The sequence below is a fragment of the Legionella wadsworthii DSM 21896 = ATCC 33877 genome, assembly GCF_000701265.1.
Lineage (GTDB): Bacteria > Pseudomonadota > Gammaproteobacteria > Legionellales > Legionellaceae > Legionella > Legionella wadsworthii.
In genome coordinates, this window is the sequence record NZ_KL370760.1 from 176,163 (window position 1) to 196,303 (window position 20,141).

Consider the following 20,141-nt stretch of genomic DNA (forward strand, 5'->3'; position numbering starts at 1 on the left):
CAAGCCTACCTCCCGCGGCTTGTCCGCAGGGTCCATGAAGTTGCGAGATTCTAGATTGATGGTCAGCTGAGGGGATGGGGAAGTTTAAAGGTGGCTTCCTATAAAAACCAAAGCCTACCTTTCGCGGCTTGTCCGCGGGATCCATGATGTTGCGAGATTCTAGATTTATGGCCAGCTGAGGAGATGGGGAAGTTTAAAGGTGGCTTCCTATAAAAATCAAAGCCTACCTTCCGCGGCTTGTCCGCGAGGTCCATGATGTTGCGAGATTCTGGATTTATGGTCAGCTGCGGGATGGGGAAGTTTAATAGGTGGCTCCCTATAAAAACCAAGCCTACCTCCCGCGGCTTGTCCGCGGGGTCCATGATGTTGCGAGATTCTGGATTTATGGTCAGCTGCGGGATGGGGAAGTTTAATAGGTGGCTCCCTATAAAAACCAAGCCTACCTCCCGCGGCTTGTCCGCGGGGTCCATGATGTTGCGAGATTCTGGATTTATGGTCAGCTGCGGGATGGGGAAGTTTAATTAGGTGGCTTCCTATAAAAACAAGCCTACCTCCCGCGGCTTGTCCGCGGGATCCATGATGTTGCCAGATTCTGGACTTATGGTCAGCTGAGGGGATGGGAAAATTTAATAGATGGCACCCTATAAAAACCAAGCCTACCTCCCGCGGCTTGTCGGCGGGATCCATGATGTTGCGAGACTCTGGATTTATGGTCAGCTGCGGAATGGGGAAGTTTAATAGGTGGCTCCCTATAAAAACCAAAGCCTACCTCCCGCGGCTTGTCCGCAGGATCCATGATGTTGCGAGACCCTGGATCTGCGGGATGGGGAAGTTTAATAGGTGGTTTCCTATAAAAACCAAGCCTACCTCCCGCGGCTTGTCCGCGGGATCCATGAAGTTGAGACCTTGGATCTGCGGTCAAGCTGCGGGAGTGGATTTAGATATATGAAATTAAGCTGCAAAGTGGAGGTAATTCAATCCTCTGTTTTACAGCAGTGAGGCAGATATAACCCGAAACCTTATATTCCGGATTATGGCTGGTTTTCACCAAATAATGATAAGAGCTTAGCTTGTGATAAGTAACTCATTACTAAAATTGGAGAAGTAATATGACAATACGTGTCGCGATTAATGGCTACGGCCGCATTGGCCGTTGTATTTTAAGAGCAATTTTTGAATCCAAAAAACAAAATGAATTTGAAATAGTGGCGATTAATGATTTATCTGCCATAGAAACTACAGCACACTTGACCCGTTATGACACGACTCATGGACCTTTCAATTCCGATGTGAGCATTGAAGGAGATATGTTAGTTGTTGATGGACATGCAATAAAAATTATTGCAGAGCGTAATCCTCAGAATTTACCATGGAAAGAACTAAAAATAGATTTGGTTTTGGAATGTACGGGATTCTTTACCGAACGGGAAAAAGCAATGCAGCACATTACTGCAGGCGCAAAAAAGGTATTGATATCTGCTCCAGGAAAAAATGTGGATGCAACCATCGTCTATGGTGTAAACCATCAAACACTCAAGCCCACAGATCTGGTTGTTTCTAACGCCTCTTGCACTACCAATTGCCTGGCCCCTGTCGTGAAGCCTTTAAACGATGTATTAGGCATAGAATATGGTTTATTAAATACCGTTCACGCTTATACGAATGATCAAATGCTTCTCGATGGAAGTCATGAAGATCTACGTCGCGCCCGAGCAGCCGCTCACTCAATAATTCCTACAAAAACAGGTGCTGCAGCTGCGGTAGGATTAGTATTACCCGAATTATCAGGTAAGCTTGATGGTTTTGCGATGCGTGTACCAGTTCTCAATGTTTCGGTTATTGATTTAACCTTCACTGCGAAGCGTGAAACCTCTGCAAAAGAAGTGAACGATATTGTACGCCAGGCAAAAAGCCGTATCTTACAAATCAATGATGATCCGCTCGTATCTTGTGATTTTAACCATAATCCTGCTTCTGCAATTTTTGACACGACTCAAACCAAGGTCTTTGGCAATCTCGTAAAAATTGTAGCCTGGTATGATAATGAGTGGGGCTTTTCTAACCGTATGCTGGATACGGCACAGCAAATGATGAGTTGCTAATCCCCGGAGATAATGAATGAATCTGAAACAAATGAGCGATATAGACCTGGCAGGTAAACGGGTGCTTATTCGCGAAGATCTGAATGTGCCAATTAAAGAAGGAATGATTACCAGTGATCAACGATTACAGGCTGCATTACCTACTTTAAAAGAGGCACTGTCTGCTGGTGCTGCAGTCATTGTTTTGTCCCACTTGGGCCGGCCTGAAGAAGGTAAATTTGAACGTCGATTTTCTTTGGAGCCTATTGCTGCATACCTGCGGGATAATTTAGATTACCCTGTACGGTTTGTGAGTGATTATCTCAATGGAGTGGACGCAAAACCGGGCGAATTAGTGGTTTGTGAAAACGTACGTTTTAATGTCGGTGAAAAGCAAAACGACGAACAGCTGGCAAAAAAACTTGCCAATCTTTGTGATGTTTTTGTGATGGATGCTTTTGGTACGGCACACCGTGCTCAAGCATCTACCTACGGAGTTGCACAATTTGCATCAGTCGCTGTGGCAGGCCCTTTACTGGTACGTGAACTGGATGCTTTAGACAAAGCACTTGCCGCCCCCCAAAAACCAATTGTCGCGATTGTGGGCGGTGCCAAAGTATCCACCAAGCTTAGTTTGTTGCGCCAGTTAGTCACGCTTGTGGATTACTTAATTCCAGGCGGCGGAATTGCCAATACTTTTCTTAAAGCGCAAGGATTTGAAATCGGCGTTTCTTTATACGAAGAAGATTTACTCGATGAAGCCCGAGAAATTCTACAGCTCGCGAAAGAGAAAGGATGCCATATCCCCTTGCCTACTGATGTGGTAGTGGGTAAAACATTTAGTGAACATTGTCCGGCATACAATAAATCATTGAATAATGTCGCTTCAGATGACATGATCCTTGATATTGGACCTACGACAGTGAGTGAATACGTAGATACGATTGATAAGGCAAAAACAATTATATGGAATGGTCCTGTGGGCGTTTTTGAGTTTGCTCAATTTGCCTACGGTACCCGCGCTTTAGCAATTGCTATTGCGGAAAGTGATGCCTTTTCTATAGCTGGTGGCGGTGATACCCTTGCAGCGATTGATCTTTATGATCTCAATCAGCAAATTTCTTATGTTTCCACTGGAGGTGGGGCATTTTTAGAATATTTGGAAGGAAAAACCTTGCCAGCTGTTGCCATTTTGCAGGAGCGAGCAAAAGATGTTACGACAAACTAAAATTGTTGCCACGTTAGGACCCTCAAGTCACGATCAGGTAACACTTCGCGCCATGTTATCCGCAGGGGTAAATGTGGTGCGCATTAATTTTTCCCATGCAGATGCCTCTGCCCTACAAACCATTGAACTGGTAAGAAATATCGCTGAAGAGTTACAGCTACCTTTAGCGGTCATGGCCGATTTACAAGGCCCAAAAATTCGCATCGGCCGCTTCAATAATAAATCCATTACATTGGTCGAAGGACAAAATTTTACCTTAGACTGTGATACTCCGGATTTATTGGGAGACAACAAAGAAGTTTTTGTGGCTTATCCAAGTTTATGTCAGGAATTGGTACCCGGCGATCACTTACTGCTCAATGATGGTTTGGTCGAATTAAAGGTTAAAGACATCTCGTATTCTAAAATTGAATGTGTCGTGGTTGAAGGTGGTATTTTAAGCGATCTCAAAGGCCTCAATAGAAAAGGCGGAGGCTTAGCGGCAAGAACCATGACGGATAAGGACAAGCGCGATTTACAAACTGCCATCAAAGCAGATGTGGATTATATTTGTTTGTCCTTCGTTAAAGATGCAGAAGATATTCGCCATACCCGAACCCTAATGGCCGAATTTGGCAAGAGAATACCGATCGTTGCTAAAATCGAACGCACCGAAGCCTTGGATCATTTAGCAGAAATTATTCTCGAATCCGATGCGATTATGGTTGCGCGCGGTGATTTAGGTGTTGAAATAGGCGCAGCGGAAGTTCCTGCGATTCAAAAGCGAATTATAGGTGAGGCGCGTCGTCTCGACAAAGTCGTCATTACCGCCACCCAAATGATGGAATCCATGATAAACAATCCACAACCTACACGCGCTGAAGTTTCGGATGTGGCCAATGCCATCCTGGATGGAACCGATGCCGTCATGTTGTCTGCAGAAACGGCCAGTGGCCAGTTTCCGGTTAAAGTCATCTCTATGGTCAATAAAATCTGTTCGAGCACTGAAAAACACGCACGGGTTTATTATCGCGCTACGGATGAAATTTGCAATTACAAGCGTGCCGATCAAGCGATTGCCATGGCCACGATGCACACAGCGAATCATTTCCCCATACAGGCAATTATTACTTTAACTGAATCAGGGGACACAGCGTTATGGATATCCAGACAACAAAGTGCCGTGCCTATCATAGCCGTATCAGCCAACAAACGCACTATAGGCCGCTTATGCCTTGTCCATAATGTGTTTCCCGTTTTTATGAACTACCATCAATTCGCTTCTGACACTTTGAATCAGCAGGTCCTTTCAGAATTAAAGGAAAATGGTCTTTTAGTGGAAAATGGATATGTGTTATTAACACGTGGACGCGAAATTGGTAAAGCGGGGGGGACGAACAGTATGGAGATTATCCAAATCTCCTAATAGTTTAATCATATAAATTGCTGTCTGTAAAAACACCATTTACTTTGGTAGGATGGTGTTTTGCGGGTGTAGTTCAATGGTAGAACTTCAGCTTCCCAAGCTGATAGCGTGGGTTCGATTCCCATCACCCGCTCCATTAATTGCTTTCAAGTGTATTCCCGTTTAGTTTATAGCGTCCTTATTTGAGGAAGTAACGATTGCTCAAATAAAGGAGAAAACCCATGCTTTGAAGATGAAGTTTAATGGCTTCAATCTCTTGTTTGTTGGGATGGAGCACATTCAATGAAAGTGAACTGCCAATACTCATATTCCAATTAACAGACATAAACAACCACTTTTATAAAAGGTATCTCATATTTCCAAAAAAAGCGATTGTACTATAAGAAATCTAAAATTATAAATACTAATCAATCACCTCTTTCTTTTCACTTCGACACAATCCTAATTTTTCTTTTAAACGGGCTACAGCATCGGGATCATATTGCCGCGTGGTTTTATTCTTCACGACCACTGCTGTTGCTCGAGTGGGTTGGGGAGGTGCACTGAGATTATTATACGTTGATGAACGCGGTGGATAAGGGAAATGATCTTCTATGGATGTGGGCTGTGACATGGGTTTGGATTGTGAGTGGGTGCTTTGATGGTTTGCAGTGCAGGGGCTTACCGTTTTTTCGGTTTGAATTTTACGAGCGTTCCTTATACTCTTTTCCACGCGTTTTTTTATTTTTGCAGCTGCATGTTCTGCTTCCTCTGCAGTGACTTCACCGACTTCGTTGCCGTCTAAATCAACGCGTAGCTCACGTAATTTAAGACACGCCAAATAATCAAGTCTGCGAGTAAATAAAACAACCGCCTCTCTTAATTTACTTTTGGAAACACCCGCCTCATGCGCTTTATCAGCATATAGCAAAATATCATCCATAATGCCTATTTTTAACGGACGGATTCTAATGGAATTATCAAAGGCCGCAGGGAAGTTTGCAGCAAGCCACAATAATGCATCGTTTCGCGATTTTTTAGATTTGTTTTTTTGAGTTTTGTTAATAACGGCAGTGCGTGGGTGCAGCTCTTGTCGTCTCATTAGAGTACCCTTGTTAGATATCGAATGTCATATCCGGATAATAAAATCATTCGCATTGAGAATGAGCGCACAATGTACAATGTTTAATGATTGTTTGCAAGCATCCTTGGATAGATTAATAAAAGGTGTTCTCAGTAGAAAATAGAAGGCGATAGTCCTATAATTAAACAAGAATTTTTAAAAAAATATTTTTTACGGGTCCATTGACGTAATACTATTTTCGCTGATATATCTGGCTTGATATGCCATTTGTAAAAGACTTATGGAGCAACATATGACAAATTTTATTTCAAAAATGTTTATGCTTTTTTTAGCGGTTTTTTTTCCATGGGTCATAATGCTTATCAACGATAACCCTGGAGGAGCATTTGTTACTTTAGCGTTACAAGCTACAGTAATCGGATGGCCGTTTGCAACAATTTGGGCTTGGCGTACACACTACCCACCTCCAAAACCAAAACAATAATATTTCCAAAGGAGAATCATGCTAAATCGCGTTATTGTCAATGGGGCCAAAGGTAAAATGGGTTCTCTCGCCTGCGACACGTTAAATCAACATAAAGAATTTGAATTAGTGGCGCAACTTGGCAGAGAAGACGATTTAGCCCAAGCCATTAGATACACTCAAGCTCAAATTGTCGTTGATCTTACCCGTGCAGATTCTGTATATCAAAATGCGCTCACAATCATCAACCAGGGCGCCCACCCTGTTATTGGCACCTCCGGCCTTCTCCCTGATCAAATTAAAGAATTGAGTAACTTATGTGAAAGTCGGCGTCTGGGTGGAATCATTGCCCCTAATTTTTCGATTAGCGCCGTTTTAATGATGATTTTTGCTGCGAAGGCTGCAGAATATTTTCCAGAAGTGGAGATCATCGAAGCGCATCATCAACAAAAACTGGATGCCCCTTCAGGAACTGCTTTGAAAACTGCGGAAATGATTGCTGGAGCCCGAAAAAAACCGAAAAATAAATTAGATCTTAAAGAATTAGTTCCCGGTGCACGCGGTGGCGTTCATTATGACATCAACATCCACTCGCTTCGACTTCCTGGAGTTATTGCTCGCCAACAAGTTATTTTTGGCAGTGAGGGTGAGACATTAACCATCACAGATGACTGCATCGATCGGCGCAGTTTTATGCCAGGAGTCGTGTTGTGTTGTCAGAAAGTATTAGAATTGACCACATTGATTTACGGCCTTGAGCACATACTTTAAAATGGGTTTATCATTCCGAATTCAAGTAAAGCATGCACTTTGTCCCATACATTTCTATTTGATATCTATCATTCCCGCGCAAGCGGGTATCTATCCCTCAGGCAAAGTGAAGGAGTAACTGAAATGGATGGATTCCCGCCTTCGCGGGAATGACAAGGTTTCATGTAATGGGTTTATATTGTGCATTAAGATTAGGAATATATGGGAGACTCTGTATAGGATTCTTTGGACTTTTTAAATAAAGAGCCCCATTCTTCAACCGTTTTTTCTACCATGTCGCTAAAGTTTTCCGATTTCATAAATGCTCGAAACCGTCCATAAACTGAATTGGTTGCTTCGCTGCGGCTTTCATTTGCTTCAGGGCGCTCTAATACGATTTGCATTATTTTTTCAATACGAACCACATTATCCTTTCCGGAAGATGGATTGATCATTAAATCAAAAATTTGTTTTATTCCCCCAGGGCTGCCTGTTGTTTCAGAGAAAAACATAGGAGTCCAGCTTGAAGTGGTCTCCACTGAATTAAACAATCCTTTTTCATTGATTAAGGGGTGTAGGGCATCATAAAGACGAGTACAATTGGCATTTCCTAATTGTCGCGCGACCAAGCGGCAAAGGAGTGTATTTTCGGAAAATAAATATTCTTTAACTTTTTTATGGCCGCCAATAAATATATTTTTTACTTCATTATCAGTCGCCATCCGATCATCATTTTTAAGTGCCCGCTCATTATCCAATCGCTTTTTAATTTCGTTGGCTATATCTTCAGGCAAATACCATTCTGGAGTTTTGATGCCTTCTGATCCAGGTGCATTTTGCCCTGCATGTTCATGTTGATGACGGCTCATATATAAATCAGCAACTAAAGAAACGAAGCGGATACGATTTTCTTTATCGGGGAGCTCATCAAATGCAGGCAGGCTACCATAGATTTGTTTATAAAGAATCATGGCATCAGTATGAATGAGTTCGATCGCCTTTCTATCCTTCCCACTGACGCAAGAACCGTAAGAATGGCCGCCAATCGCCAAGAGAATCAATTGCTCTAAAGAACTTAAAAATAATTCTCTACCCGCATAATCAAAAATTGTAGCCGTTCCCGGTGCCGATTCGAGCACATTTTTATATTGTTCCAAGAGCTCCTGTAGACCTGGAGTGGAGGAAACGTATTTTTTGGCAATTGCTAATAGCGTTAGGCCGTCTTTATCATTGGACTGCGTATAATAAAGACGTTTTGCCAAGTTATAAGGGTGGTTGCTCTGAAGAATTTCTTGATGCTTCGCTCGACGCTGCACTGCTGCACGGGCAAGTTTATAAAGCTCTAAGTCTGGAGGTAGGGTAGGTAAATAATCAGTGAGCCAATTCGGTACATAATCTGCAGCATGAATTGGGCTAATTAAAGTCTGCAAAATGGCCAGCATGCCTGATTTGGCATACTCCATGACTTTAGTCAGATTCGAATCGATATGGCGTTGTTGTACTGCCATAGGCCAACCTAATCCATCGCGGGTAGCAATATGGCTGGAACGATATCGTTTCTTTGTGAGTTCCCGAATTTCTCCGTCACGGTTAATTGCTAATATACTATGTGCTGCATAGTTAGCCGGTAAAGGCAGCGTTCGATGCCGACTGGATAGGAAAGTCACTGCATCTTCTTCCCTTTCAAACCCTTTAAGTGCATGCTCTAAAAAAAATTGCTGATGATGAGGCAATACCCAATACCACTGTGGGATCGTAGCAGGGTGTACCGCTGTTTCGGAGTATTCCCTTTTAAAACTTTCAGAACAGATAAGTTTTTTGAATTGGGTTAAATTTTTTTCCAATGTCGTCGGATCTGCGGCCAATATCCGCATCATTTCTTTTAAATGGGGGCTAAGCTCATTGAACCACGAAGGAAGAGGTAAGGATCCGCTTGCAACTTGCTGTAAATCGATGTTTAAACTGAGTGATTTTTTCTTTATCGAGGTCCAGTTGATTAAAAAATCATTAAAATCCTGAACCAACTCGGTATGGGTTTCAATTTTACGATCCAGATTGCAAAAGTAAGCTTGTTGAGATTCAGTAAGGCCATACAACCAATAAGGTGTTTTAGGGTATTTTTTAGCCTTTATTTGTCTTAATTCGGTAATGAACTGCTCATAATGTGGAGGAAGTGACTCGTCAAGCTGGATGATAAAATCAGTATTCTCATCTACTTTTATGGGAGTTATCGTGGCCAGATCATAACGGCCTTGCCGCATCAGCTCATATTGCTCTGCTTCATTAAGCAGTTCAATCCCTTCTTTGATCGATGCACCCCAAACCAGTTTAATTAATTCGACTAACTTTGCAGTATATCTTTCTAATTCTTTATGCAATTCATCAATTGGACCTTTTGCTTCCAACGCACTCTCTTTGCATTCATTAATGTAATCCTCTAAAGTGCTTTTGACTAAAAATTTACTCTGCGGAGGGAATGGATAAGCATTAAGAAGAAAAGAGAATGCATTATGCAGGCTATTGACCCGACGCGTAAAGCTGCGACGATAATCCGGTTTTTCGTTAAAATATTCAAGAACATAGCCAGGAAAGCGAATTTCTAATGATTGAAGCAATTGAGACGATAATTCAGTACCATGAGGTACGCGTAAAATAATTCCTTTTCCCATTGAATTTATCCTTAACTACTTACCCCAGTTCAAAATAACTCCTGCCGAGCCATTCAAAAAGAGGTTAATTTAGTCCTAATTCCTTCGTTATTATTGTATAAATAATTCCATGAAACAATTACAATAATCATTAAAATTGATAAAAATAATAAAAAGGAGTTTGCTAATGAGCTACATTGTTCAACATTATATTGGTGGCAAATTAATCAATGAAACAAATACAACAAGTCATTCTATCTATAATCCTGCCCTTGGAGAAGTAATAGGACAAGTTTATTTTGCCTCAAATCACCTATGCGATAAAGCCGTCGCCACCGCCAAAGAAGCCCAAACAGGATGGGCGCAAACTCCAGCAATTAAAAGGGCCCGAATCCTTTTTAAATTCCGTGACTTATTAGAAAAAAATCAAAACGATTTGGCGCGAATCGTTACCCGTGAGCATGGAAAAACCCTGGAGGATGCCAAAGGCTCTGTAGCTCGAGCCATAGAAGTTGTGGAACTACATTGCGGTCTTGTGAACCAACTCCAAGGAGACTTTTCGGCCGATGTAACCACTGGGATTGATTGCCACACGTTAAGACAACCCTTAGGCGTGTGTGCCGGGGTGTCGCCTTTTAATTTTCCAGTCATGGTTCCCGTATGGATGATGATTCCTGCAATAGCCTGCGGTAATGCCTTCATTTTGAAACCCTCGGAGCAAGATCCGTCTGCTCCGGTCCGTTTACTTGAACTTTTAAGTGATGCCGGATTACCCGCTGGCGTTGCCAATTGTATTCAGGGAGACAAATCAACGGTAGACCATTTACTGACACATCCAGATATTGCGGCATTTACTGCAGTAGCTTCAACACCAGTTGCCCAACATATTTATACTACTGCGGCCGCGCATGGAAAACGCGCGCATACCTTTGGTGGCGCTAAAAACCACTGTATTGTTATGCCTGATGCCGATCTTGATCAAGCTGCTTCTGCAATCGTCGGTGCCGCATACGGTTCAGCCGGCGAGCGATGTATGGCGATATCCGTTGTTGTCGCCGTGGGTGAACACACCGCAGATGCTTTAATTGCAAAAATAAGCCCGCAAATTCAGGCAACTCGCATCAATGCGGGTGATGTTCCGAATACTGATATGGGTCCATTAATTAGCGGACCTCATCGAGAAAGAGTTTTAGCAGCCGTTAACAAAGGCATCGAAGAAGGCGCCCAATTAATCATCGATGGCAGATCATTCAAACATCCACAACATCCGCAAGGTTTCTTTATGGGACCATGTTTGTTTGATCATGTGCATGAAAACATGTCTATTTATCAAAATGAAATATTTGGTCCTGTTTTGGTCATTATCCGCACCAATCATTTTGAAGAAGCCCTGGAGTTGGTGAATAGAAACCAATACGGTAATGGAACCGCCATTTTCACCCGCGACGGATTTAGTGCTCGTGAATACAGCCAACGCGTACAAGTAGGCATGGTGGGGATAAATATCCCGATTCCTGTCCCGGTCGCCAATCATCCTTTTGGCGGATGGAAACACTCTTCTTTTGGTGATACCAACATGCACGGGCAAGAAAGTATTAATTTCTATACTCGGCGCAAAACCGTCACCAGTAAATGGCCGGTTACAGAAATTAAGGAAAGTGCTTTTAGCATGCCCACGCATGATTAATCAGCACCGGCTTAGGTGGCGCATCGCGTCACCCAGAAAATAACTTAAAATCTGGGTTTCGCATCGCCACCCCCAAAGCTAAATCAATGGTAAAAGCTGCATATTGTTTATTACACGGAGCGCTCCATGGCAAAAATAGGATTTGTAGGATTAGGTCATATGGGTTTACCAATGGCCATCAACCTCATTAAAGCAGGGCATGAGGTTACAGGATATGATTTACAGCCAGCCGCTTTAAATAATTTTTCCTCTTCAGGTGGTCTCACCGCGCGAACCCCACAAGATGTTGCCAAAGATAAAGATGTTTTAATTACCATGTTGCAAAATGGACAACAAGTATTAAATGTCTGTCATGGAACCAATGGTTTATTTCAAACTGCAAAGAAAGATACCTTATTTATTGACTGTTCCACTATCGACGTTAACAGTGCCCGTGAATTGCATCATTTGGCCAAACAACACCATCTCCCCGTTGTCGATGCACCGGTCTCGGGTGGCGTTGCCGGAGCAGGAGCAGCAACATTAACCTTTATGGTTGGCGGAGAGACGCCTGCGTTTGAGGCAGCGAAACCTGTTTTAGCCGCTATGGGCCAGAAAATTATCCATACAGGTGCAGCAGGGAGCGGGCAAGCAGCGAAGATATGCAATAACATGATTTTGGGAATCTCGATGATTGCCATCTCTGAAGCATTTACGCTCGCAGAGCAACTGCAACTGTCACCCCAAAAACTTTTTGAAGTGGTGAGCAATGCCTCGGGACAATGTTGGGCTATGACCAAATATGCACCGGTTCCGGGTGTGCTGGAAAACGTCCCCGCCAATAACGATTACAAACCAGGATTTGCTGCAGCAATGATGCTTAAGGATTTGCTGCTGAGTCAGGATTCGGCGAAATCAGTCAACGTGAAAACCCCTTTAGGGTCGAAGGCAACTGCTCTTTATCAGCGTTTCATTGACCAAGGATTAGGGGAATCTGACTTTTCAGCAATCATCAAATTAATCTCCCAAGGCGAAGAGGTGTAATATGCACGCTTATTTGCGACATCCAAATTTAACACCCGCTGAAGATTCAATTACTGAGTTTTGGTCTGAAGTAGCCCAACAGACAGTACAGTGGATGAACCCTTGGGATACTGTTCTGACCGGGGGTTTGAAACAGGGTGATGTCACTTGGTTTCAAGGTGGAAAATTGAATGTGAGTGCCAACTGCCTGGATCGCCATCTTCCTGAAAAAGCAAATCAGCCAGCAATCATTTGGGAAGGAGATGATCCAGACCAACATAAAATCTTAACTTTTGCGGAATTACATGCTGAAGTATGCCGTATGAGTAATGTACTCAAAAAGTTAAAGGTGAAGAAAGGGGATAAAGTTGCCATTTATTTGCCCATGATCCCCGAAGCAGCCATCGCCATGCTTGCTTGTACCCGCATTGGCGCCGTGCACACGGTTATATTTGCGGGTTTTTCAGCCACTGCCTTAAAACAACGAATGATTGCTTCGGAGTGCACCTGCTTAATTACGACCCATAATTTTTTTCGTGGTGGTAAATTAATCGATTTAAAGAACCAGGTCCTTGAAGCCTGTAGTGATTTGTCCTTACAACAGCTTTTAATTAAAACTGAAGATGATTCTGCTGCGTTAGATAATAACAAGCAACACTGGTGGCATGAGCTTAAAGAACAGGTAGATGTCCACTGCGATCCAGAGCCTATGGATGCTGAGGATCCTTTATTTATTTTGTATACCTCAGGAAGTACTGGCCTTCCTAAAGGCGTAGTCCACACGACTGGAGGATACCTTGTCCAGACTGCTTATACGCAGCAATTGATTTTTAATTGCCAAAATAAAGAAGTATTCTGGTGTACTGCCGATGTCGGGTGGGTTACAGGCCATAGCTATGTGGTGTATGGGCCTCTTTGCACCGGGACTACAACACTGATGTATGAAGGAATACCCACATGGCCTGATTTCTCCAGAAATTGGCATATCATTGACAAGCATCAGGTGAATGTATTTTATACTGCACCCACCGCAATCCGATCTTTAATGCGCGCTGGCGATGAATGGTTAAGTTCCAGTTCGAGGAAATCCTTACGCTTGCTCGGTTCTGTAGGAGAACCCATCAATCCCGAAGCGTGGCAATGGTATTTTCAAAAGGTAGGTCAAAGCCGATGCCCCATTGTAGATACTTGGTGGCAAACTGAAACGGGGTCCATCATGATGAGCGCAAGACCTGATGATGCTATTGGGAAACCAGGGTCAGCGCGTCAACCTATCCCCGGCGTGGTTCCCGTTTTACTCAATGAACATGGACATGAACTTCATGGTGCAGGAGAAGGATTATTGGCAATCAAATATCCTTGGCCATCCATGGCGCGAACCATTGCAGGAGACCATCATCGGTATTGCCTCACTTATTTGCACCATGGCTATTACATTACAGGAGATGGCGCCAAACGGGATGAAGATGGTGATTATTGGATAACCGGGCGGGTGGATGATGTCATTAATGTCTCAGGGCATCGTTTGGGTACTGCCGAGATTGAAAGCGCCCTGGTGGGTCATCATGCCGTAGCTGAAGCAGCCGTTGTAGGTATTCCTCATGACCTGAAAGGACAGGGGATTTATGCCTATGTCCTATTAAAACAAGATTTCATCGCCAATGAACCATTGAAATCGGAGTTAATGCAACAAGTAAGCAGGGAAATAAGTCCTATTGCGAAACCCGACATCGTTCACTTCGTAAACGACTTACCCAAAACACGCTCAGGTAAGATCATGCGTCGTATTTTACGCAAAATTGCGGGGAAAGAAATTCAAAGTTTGGAAGAACTGGGTGATATTTCCACATTGGCAAACCCAAACTGTGTTGAGAAGCTTTGGAAGGAGGTCAATCAATCTAAATAGGCGTGTCACAAATTAGAACTTAGATGCTGTAGTAGTCAGAAAATCTAGGTAAAAAATTGTTCATTTTGAATAACCCGGACGGCGCGATATCTTCACCCGAGGGTACCAAAAACACTCGCGCCAAAATTTACAATTTTTAACCAATTTGTCAATTAAATGTGAAAAATGTGTTGCTTTCTGCGCAATAAACAAGTAAAATTAGTCACGTTTTTAGCTACAGGTCAGATTCCCTAAAATGCAAGAAACCCCGGATTGTTTTGACTTTTCCAAGCTGTCCTTGGAGGAAATAGCAAATTTACTCCAACGTTTTAGCGTGCGCCTCACTCCTGAAGAAGCCCTTACCATTCAGAACTCCTTATTGAAACGACCACCTACCTATGCGGAATGTATTTTATGGTCCATTCAGGGTTCAGAACATTGTTCTTACAAAAGCAGTCGTAAACACCTTAATCAGTTTAATACGAAAGCACCTCATGTCATTTTGGGTCCCAAAGAAGATGCTGGGATCGTTGCCGTAGCCACGGACAAAAAAAATCGACGCTACGGTATTGTAGTCAGCCATGAATCCCATAACCACCCTTCCCAATTGGTTCCCTATGAAGGAGCAGCTACCGGAGTCGGAGGCAATGTCCGTGATGTAAGTTGTATGGGCGCAGAAGTGGTTGCAGTGGCAGACAGTTTACGTTTTGGCGATATCAATCGTTCGAAAACAAAATGGATACATCAGGGAGTCGTCCAGGGAATCGCAGGTTATGCAAACCCATTAGGTATCCCGAATATCGCCGGGGATACATATTATGATGAAGCCTATAATGACAACTGTCTGGTTACGGTGGTTACCTTAGGCGTGGTTCGTGAAGATCATATAATCCATTCCTATGCACCGGCCAATGCTGAGGATTATCAATTCATACTCGTTGGTAAACCCACAGACAACAGTGGTTTTGGCGGCGCGGCTTTTGCTTCAGCCAATCTGAGTGAAGAACAACAAGAGCAAAATAAAGGCGCCATACAAGAACCGAATGCTTTTTTACAACGCCATATTCTTAAAGCAAATTATGCCATGTTTGAATTCCTGCGCGAAAAAAATCTCATCGATCGTGTCGGTTTTAAAGATTTAGGCGCAGGTGGAATTGCTTGTGCGAGCGTGGAATTAGCAGAAGCAAGCGGCTATGGCGCAGAAGTTAATCTCGATCTGGTCCCTACCAGTATGAACAATTTACTGCCTGCAGTTGTTTTATGCTCCGAAACACAAGAGCGATTTATGTGGGTCGTTCCCAAAGATTTGGTCGATACATTTTTAACACATTACAACAAACGTTTCGCCCTTCCCGAGATCTGCGATGGCGCGCAAGCAACTGTTGTCGGGAGCATCAGAACGGATGGATTATATGTGGTCACCGCACAAGGGAAAGAAATCGTCCGTGCCCGTGCCGAAGACATAACAAAAGGCATTCTCTATGATCGCCCCCACACGCCCAAACAAAATATGCAGAGTGAACCTAAGGCTATTTTGGTCAATGATTTTAATAACGAATTATTAAAGTTACTGGCGCATGAAAATATTGCCTCACGCGCCCCTATTTATGAAAACTATGACAAACAAGTGCAGGGCCGCTCAGTAGTTGAGCCCGGATGGGCTGATGCAGGGCTCATAGCACCTTTTAACGAAGGAAAATATCCTGAAGAAATTCGTCGCACGGGAGTTGCCTTATCGGTTGATCACAACCCACGTTACAACAAAATAGATGCCTATTGGGGTGCAGTCAATGCAGTCGTTGAATCCGTCCGCAACATAGTTGCAGTAGGGGCCTGGCCTTTGGCACTTACCGATTGCTTGTGTTTTGGCAATCCGGAACAGCCCGAGCAAATGGGTGAATTTGTTGCTTCTGTACGCGGCATTGTCGATGCATGTAACGCCGTTAAAATGTATGACGATCACACCGTGAGTTTACCGATTATCTCCGGTAATGTATCGCTTTATAATGAGTCCGCTCAAGGAGCAATCCCACCGAGTCCCATCATCAGTTGCGTTGGCGCCATCCATGATTACGCCAAGGCGATTACTTATGACTTCAAACAAGCCAATTCCGTTTTAATCATGGTTGGTGCACGTAAAGATGAATGTGGCGGGAGTATTTATTACCAGTTACATCAACATTTAGGCCGCCAATTACCCCAACCGGATCTTGCTGCATTTACAAAAGAAATTATGGCCGTACATACTGCAATTCAGGCAGGTGTGGTCTTGTCAGCCCATGATATTTCCGAAGGGGGAATTGCAGTTGCTCTGGCAGAGATGAGCTTTAAAAACAATATTGGCGTCAATGTTTTTATTCCCGGGGAATTGTCTGAGGATAAAAAATTATTTTCTGAAAGTGGCGGATTCATCCTCGAAGTTTCTCCAGAAAAGTTAAATACCCTGGCGCAAATATTTATTAGTTATTCGGTTCCGTTTCAATCCATAGGTGAAACCACAGCAAACCCCGCTTTGGAAATTAATTCGGTAATCAATCTATCAGTCAGTGCAGCCAAATCTGCCTGGGAAAATGGTTTAGTTGAGAGGCTCATATAATGTCAATTATTGATTATAAAGCTGCAGGCGTAGATATCGAAGCAGGTAATGAAGCAGTTCGTAGCATTAAAAAATCGGTCGAAAGCACTTTTTCACCCCAAGTATTAACCGGAATTGGCAGCTTTGGCGCCATGTATGATCTCAAAAGTCTTTTACAAGAGTACGATCATCCTGTTCTGGTACAAAGCATTGATGGCGTAGGCACCAAAATGATGGTGGCTAAAATGATGCAGAAATTTGATACCATCGGAATTGATTTAGTCAGCGCCACTACCAATGACATCATTGTTCTCGGAGCAAAGCCCCTAACATTGCTTGACTATATTGCCAATGACAAACTCAAACCTGACACTGTAGCGCAGATCATTGCAGGGATGGTCAAGGCGTGTCAGGAAAATAATATTTCTTTAGTTGGCGGTGAAACTGCAGAAATGCCAGGAACCTACTTGCCTGGCGAATTGGATCTGGTTGGCGTCATCACCGGTGTGGTCGAAAAGGAGAAAGCCATCCAGGGTGAAACAATTTGTGAAGGGGATCTTGTTGTTACTTTCCCTTCCAGTGGTTTGCATACCAATGGTTATTCCCTGGCAAGAAAGTTACTGTTTGATGTTGCGGGATTTCGTGTCGATTCACAATTCCAGGATTTTTCGCATACCATTGGGGAAGAGCTGTTACAACCCCATATCAATTACACCCGCCCCATTTTAAGTATTTTGGAAAAAAATATAGCCATCAAAGGCATGGCCCACATTACCGGTGGCGGTTTATTGGAGAATATTCCCCGGATTTTACCCAAAAACTGTGCTGTCGAAATTCATAAGAAACAAATCCCTGAGTTGCCAATTTTTAATTTGTTGCGCAGATTGGGTAATCTGGATGATGACCACATGTACCGTACCTTTAATATGGGTGCAGGTTTGGTTCTTTTCATTGCACCAGAAACCCTTTCTGCAGTGAAAGACATTCTTCGTCAATTTCCTGCTTTCCCGCTTTATGAAATCGGGCAGGTTGTCTCAGGTGAGCAAAAGGTGACGCTGTTATGATACGTATTGGCTTAATTCAATTTCCCGGCTCCAATTGTGAACGCGAGACAGCACTTGCTGTACAGCGTGTGGGGATGGAGCCCATTGAATTTTTGTGGAATGAATCCTTAGACAAATTAAGGCAGCTGGATGGATATATTCTCATTGGCGGCTTTTCTTACGAAGACCGATCGCGGGCAGGAATCATTGCAGCCCTTGATCCCGTAATTAACGAAATTAAAGTCCAAAGCGCCAAAGGTAAACCCGTTTTGGGAATTTGTAACGGGGCACAAATTCTCGTGGAATCCGGTTTGGTTCCTGGTTTGGATAATGAAGAAATCTGTATGGCATTGACTGAAAACAAACGGATTGTTAATGGAAAAATTATCGGATCCGGATTTTATAATGCCTGGGCCTATATGCGATTGGCGGAAAATCATCAGCATAATGCATTTACCCGCCACCTGAAACCTACAGATTTGATTCACCTTCCGATTGCTCATGCGCAAGGTCGATTCCTTATGCCCGGTCCCTTGTTGCAGAAAATAGAAAACAATGGGTTAAATTTATTTCAATATTGTGATGCACAGGGAAATATTATCGACAATTTCCCCACCAATCCAAACGGATCTGCAGGTAATTGTGCTGCGATATCGAATAAAGCAGGAAATGTTATGGCCATGATGCCACACCCTGAACGCACGATAAATGGTGATCCGATTTTTGCTTCTATGCGTGATTACATCCAAGAGCGTATAGCCGCCCTCGATGAAGGCCAAGCTGTAATCCGGGATAATGAAATAGGACTTTCCCAAGACCTGGATCCCGCGAACAAGTCGCGGGACGCTGTCGATGATATGGCGGCCAATTTCAAAAGTTTTAACAAGGTTCCAACGAGTCACTTATGTCTTGTCAAACTCATCATTACGGATAATCAAGCTTTAACCGTACAAAAAACATTAAGGCGGTTAGGTTTTCCCGTAACAGTAAACCGTTTCGAACATTGGGAAGTCGAATGTGATTCCCCAGAGCGTTTTGCGCAACTTAAAAAAACGGGACTTTTGTATTCTGATCGAAAAGAACGGGAAGTTTCTGCAGACGAACTGGGTTTTAAAAATGCCTTCACTTATCTCGTTCGCGCCAAAGAAGATTTGAAGGGACAACAAACATTACAAACGTTACATAATCACTATAAAGTACACAACATAAATAAAATAAGACATGGTATTTTATGGCAATTTACCAGTCATGAAACCAATGTCTCTACTTTAATTGATCCAATTTTGTTAACTCATATTATCGGGAATCCATATGCTCATGAATGCTACCGCTACAACCACTCGTTATGAAAATGAAATTCGAGATGCAATAGCTTTTTGTCTCGATCAAACCAATTTACCTGTAGGCCAAAAATACCAAGGTAAAGTTAGAGATTCCTATGATTTAGGTGATGCGATCATGCTCATCACGACCGATAGGCTCTCTGCCTTTGACAGACAGCTTGCGGTTATTCCTTATAAAGGCGCAGTGCTTAACTTAACCAGCGCATGGTGGTTTGAACAAACCAGAAACCTGATTCCTAACCACATCATTGCGGTTCCAGATCCCAATGTGGTCATTGCCAAGAAATGCCGTGTTTTTCCAATTGAGTTTGTCATCAGAGGATATATCAGCGGTACAACCAGCACCTCTTTATGGACTCAATATCAAAACGGCGTACGTGAATATTGCGGCATTACTTTTCCTGAAGGATTAAAGAAAAACCAAAAACTGGAACAACCTGTTTTAACGCCGACTACCAAAGAAAAAATTCATGACCGGCCTATCGCTCCAGCTGAAATTGTTGCGGAAGGATGGATGACTGAGGAAGACTGGTTAGAAGCCAGCGAGATGGCGCTCAAATTGTTCCAACGCGGAAGTGAAATCGCCAAAAATCATGGTTTGATTCTGGTGGATACCAAATATGAGTTTGGACGCGATGCCGACGGTAAGATTATTGTTATTGATGAAATCCATACACCTGACTCAAGCCGTTATTGGTTGGCTAACAGCTATCAGGAGCGAATTGATGCAGGCCTGGAACCAGAAAATATCGATAAGGAATTTTTACGTTTGTGGTTTGCAAAAAATTCCGATCCCTATCGAGATGAGCAACTTCCACAAGCACCCCAGGAACTCATTGTCGAACTTTCATCACGCTATATTCAATTGTATGAGCGAATCACAGGTAATCAGTTCAATTTCGAAGAACTTAAAGAACCTGCTGAACAACGAATCATGCGCCATATTTCAAATTTCCTGAGGTAGCATC

Annotated in this window: 16 protein-coding genes and 1 tRNA gene; 13 read left to right on the forward strand and 4 right to left on the reverse strand. The window is 43.1% G+C overall.

The annotated features are described in order from the left end of the window. Nucleotides 1–216: 216 nt before the first annotated feature. Entirely contained in the window at nt 217–762 is a 546-nt protein-coding gene (locus tag BU07_RS0112410; protein ID WP_154659376.1) for a hypothetical protein, read from the reverse strand. Between the two features lie 347 nt (nt 763–1,109). Here BU07_RS0112410 and gap point away from each other — a divergent pair, with 347 nt between their 5' ends. From gap to BU07_RS0112435, 4 genes are all read left to right on the forward strand, one after another. Further along, on the forward strand, nt 1,110–2,102 hold the full coding sequence (gene gap, locus BU07_RS0112420) for a type I glyceraldehyde-3-phosphate dehydrogenase (protein ID WP_031566518.1): 993 nt from the start codon (nt 1,110–1,112) through the stop codon (nt 2,100–2,102). 16 nt (nt 2,103–2,118) lie between these two features. After that, entirely contained in the window at nt 2,119–3,309 is a 1,191-nt protein-coding gene (locus BU07_RS0112425) for a phosphoglycerate kinase (protein ID WP_031566520.1), read from the forward strand. Then, entirely contained in the window at nt 3,293–4,714 is a 1,422-nt protein-coding gene (gene pyk / locus BU07_RS0112430; RefSeq protein WP_031566522.1) for a pyruvate kinase, read from the forward strand. The genes BU07_RS0112425 and pyk overlap by 17 nt, the downstream gene beginning before the upstream one ends. A gap of 62 nt (nt 4,715–4,776) precedes the next feature. Then, nucleotides 4,777–4,850: transfer RNA gene (locus BU07_RS0112435), tRNA-Gly, on the forward strand. 42 nt (nt 4,851–4,892) lie between these two features. Here the strand turns inward: BU07_RS0112435 and BU07_RS17470 are convergent. Continuing rightward, nucleotides 4,893–5,039, reverse strand: coding sequence for a hypothetical protein (locus tag BU07_RS17470; protein WP_154659377.1), 147 nt, complete (start codon nt 5,037–5,039; stop codon nt 4,893–4,895). A gap of 78 nt (nt 5,040–5,117) precedes the next feature. Next, entirely contained in the window at nt 5,118–5,795 is a 678-nt protein-coding gene (locus tag BU07_RS0112445) for a ProQ/FinO family protein (protein WP_031566524.1), read from the reverse strand. Nucleotides 5,796–6,069: 274 nt separating this feature from the next. Here BU07_RS0112445 and BU07_RS0112450 point away from each other — a divergent pair, with 274 nt between their 5' ends. Both BU07_RS0112450 and dapB read left to right on the forward strand, forming a co-directional pair. Next, nucleotides 6,070–6,261 carry a hypothetical protein gene (locus tag BU07_RS0112450; protein WP_031566525.1) on the forward strand — a complete coding sequence of 64 codons (192 nt, stop codon included), beginning with the start codon at nt 6,070–6,072 and terminating at the stop codon, nt 6,259–6,261. 18 nt (nt 6,262–6,279) lie between these two features. After that, on the forward strand, nt 6,280–7,011 hold the full coding sequence (dapB, locus tag BU07_RS0112455; protein ID WP_031566527.1) for a 4-hydroxy-tetrahydrodipicolinate reductase: 732 nt from the start codon (nt 6,280–6,282) through the stop codon (nt 7,009–7,011). A gap of 191 nt (nt 7,012–7,202) precedes the next feature. Here the strand turns inward: dapB and BU07_RS0112460 are convergent, their stop codons facing one another. Further along, nucleotides 7,203–9,659 carry a hypothetical protein gene (locus BU07_RS0112460; protein ID WP_031566529.1) on the reverse strand — a complete coding sequence of 819 codons (2,457 nt, stop codon included), beginning with the start codon at nt 9,657–9,659 and terminating at the stop codon, nt 7,203–7,205. Nucleotides 9,660–9,825: 166 nt separating this feature from the next. Here BU07_RS0112460 and BU07_RS0112465 point away from each other — a divergent pair, with 166 nt between their 5' ends. The 7 genes from BU07_RS0112465 to BU07_RS0112495 all read left to right on the forward strand — a co-directional run bounded on the left by BU07_RS0112465 (nt 9,826) and on the right by BU07_RS0112495 (nt 20,137). Further along, nucleotides 9,826–11,325 carry a CoA-acylating methylmalonate-semialdehyde dehydrogenase gene (locus BU07_RS0112465; protein WP_031566531.1) on the forward strand — a complete coding sequence of 500 codons (1,500 nt, stop codon included), beginning with the start codon at nt 9,826–9,828 and terminating at the stop codon, nt 11,323–11,325. A 126-nt stretch (nt 11,326–11,451) separates the two neighbouring features. Continuing rightward, nucleotides 11,452–12,348, forward strand: a complete 897-nt coding sequence (mmsB, locus tag BU07_RS0112470; RefSeq protein WP_031566533.1) for a 3-hydroxyisobutyrate dehydrogenase — start codon at nt 11,452–11,454, stop codon at nt 12,346–12,348. Nucleotide 12,349: 1 nt separating this feature from the next. Beyond that, nucleotides 12,350–14,233 (forward strand): acetate--CoA ligase, encoded by a 1,884-nt coding sequence (gene acs, locus BU07_RS0112475; RefSeq protein WP_031566535.1) that lies wholly within the window; start codon nt 12,350–12,352, stop codon nt 14,231–14,233. A gap of 235 nt (nt 14,234–14,468) precedes the next feature. Then, a complete protein-coding gene (purL, locus tag BU07_RS0112480) occupies nt 14,469–16,808 on the forward strand; it encodes a phosphoribosylformylglycinamidine synthase subunit PurL (protein ID WP_031566536.1) in 2,340 nt (779 codons plus the stop codon). Then, on the forward strand, nt 16,808–17,851 hold the full coding sequence (gene purM, locus BU07_RS0112485; RefSeq protein ID WP_031566538.1) for a phosphoribosylformylglycinamidine cyclo-ligase: 1,044 nt from the start codon (nt 16,808–16,810) through the stop codon (nt 17,849–17,851). Before purL ends, purM begins: the two co-directional genes overlap by 1 nt. After that, nucleotides 17,848–19,179 (forward strand): phosphoribosylformylglycinamidine synthase I, encoded by a 1,332-nt coding sequence (gene purQ / locus BU07_RS0112490; RefSeq protein WP_031566540.1) that lies wholly within the window; start codon nt 17,848–17,850, stop codon nt 19,177–19,179. The genes purM and purQ overlap by 4 nt, the downstream gene beginning before the upstream one ends. Continuing rightward, the gene (locus BU07_RS0112495; RefSeq protein ID WP_035899126.1) at nt 19,142–20,137 is read left to right on the forward strand and encodes a phosphoribosylaminoimidazolesuccinocarboxamide synthase; all 996 of its coding nucleotides are present in this window, start codon (nt 19,142–19,144) and stop codon (nt 20,135–20,137) included. The genes purQ and BU07_RS0112495 overlap by 38 nt, the downstream gene beginning before the upstream one ends. Nucleotides 20,138–20,141 lie beyond the last annotated feature (4 nt).

Coding starts and splice junctions, on each gene's coding strand:
- purQ (WP_031566540.1), top strand. CDS start 17,848: ATGATACGTATTGGCTTAATTCAATTTCCCGGCTCCAATTGTGAACGC.
- acs (WP_031566535.1), top strand. CDS start 12,350: ATGCACGCTTATTTGCGACATCCAAATTTAACACCCGCTGAAGATTCA.
- BU07_RS0112445 (WP_031566524.1), bottom strand. CDS start 5,795: ATGAGACGACAAGAGCTGCACCCACGCACTGCCGTTATTAACAAAACT.
- dapB (WP_031566527.1), top strand. CDS start 6,280: ATGCTAAATCGCGTTATTGTCAATGGGGCCAAAGGTAAAATGGGTTCT.
- BU07_RS0112495 (WP_035899126.1), top strand. CDS start 19,142: ATGCTCATGAATGCTACCGCTACAACCACTCGTTATGAAAATGAAATT.
- purL (WP_031566536.1), top strand. CDS start 14,469: ATGCAAGAAACCCCGGATTGTTTTGACTTTTCCAAGCTGTCCTTGGAG.
- BU07_RS0112425 (WP_031566520.1), top strand. CDS start 2,119: ATGAATCTGAAACAAATGAGCGATATAGACCTGGCAGGTAAACGGGTG.
- BU07_RS0112460 (WP_031566529.1), bottom strand. CDS start 9,659: ATGGGAAAAGGAATTATTTTACGCGTACCTCATGGTACTGAATTATCG.
- BU07_RS0112465 (WP_031566531.1), top strand. CDS start 9,826: ATGAGCTACATTGTTCAACATTATATTGGTGGCAAATTAATCAATGAA.
- purM (WP_031566538.1), top strand. CDS start 16,808: ATGTCAATTATTGATTATAAAGCTGCAGGCGTAGATATCGAAGCAGGT.
- BU07_RS0112450 (WP_031566525.1), top strand. CDS start 6,070: ATGACAAATTTTATTTCAAAAATGTTTATGCTTTTTTTAGCGGTTTTT.
- BU07_RS17470 (WP_154659377.1), bottom strand. CDS start 5,039: ATGTCTGTTAATTGGAATATGAGTATTGGCAGTTCACTTTCATTGAAT.
- gap (WP_031566518.1), top strand. CDS start 1,110: ATGACAATACGTGTCGCGATTAATGGCTACGGCCGCATTGGCCGTTGT.
- pyk (WP_031566522.1), top strand. CDS start 3,293: ATGTTACGACAAACTAAAATTGTTGCCACGTTAGGACCCTCAAGTCAC.
- mmsB (WP_031566533.1), top strand. CDS start 11,452: ATGGCAAAAATAGGATTTGTAGGATTAGGTCATATGGGTTTACCAATG.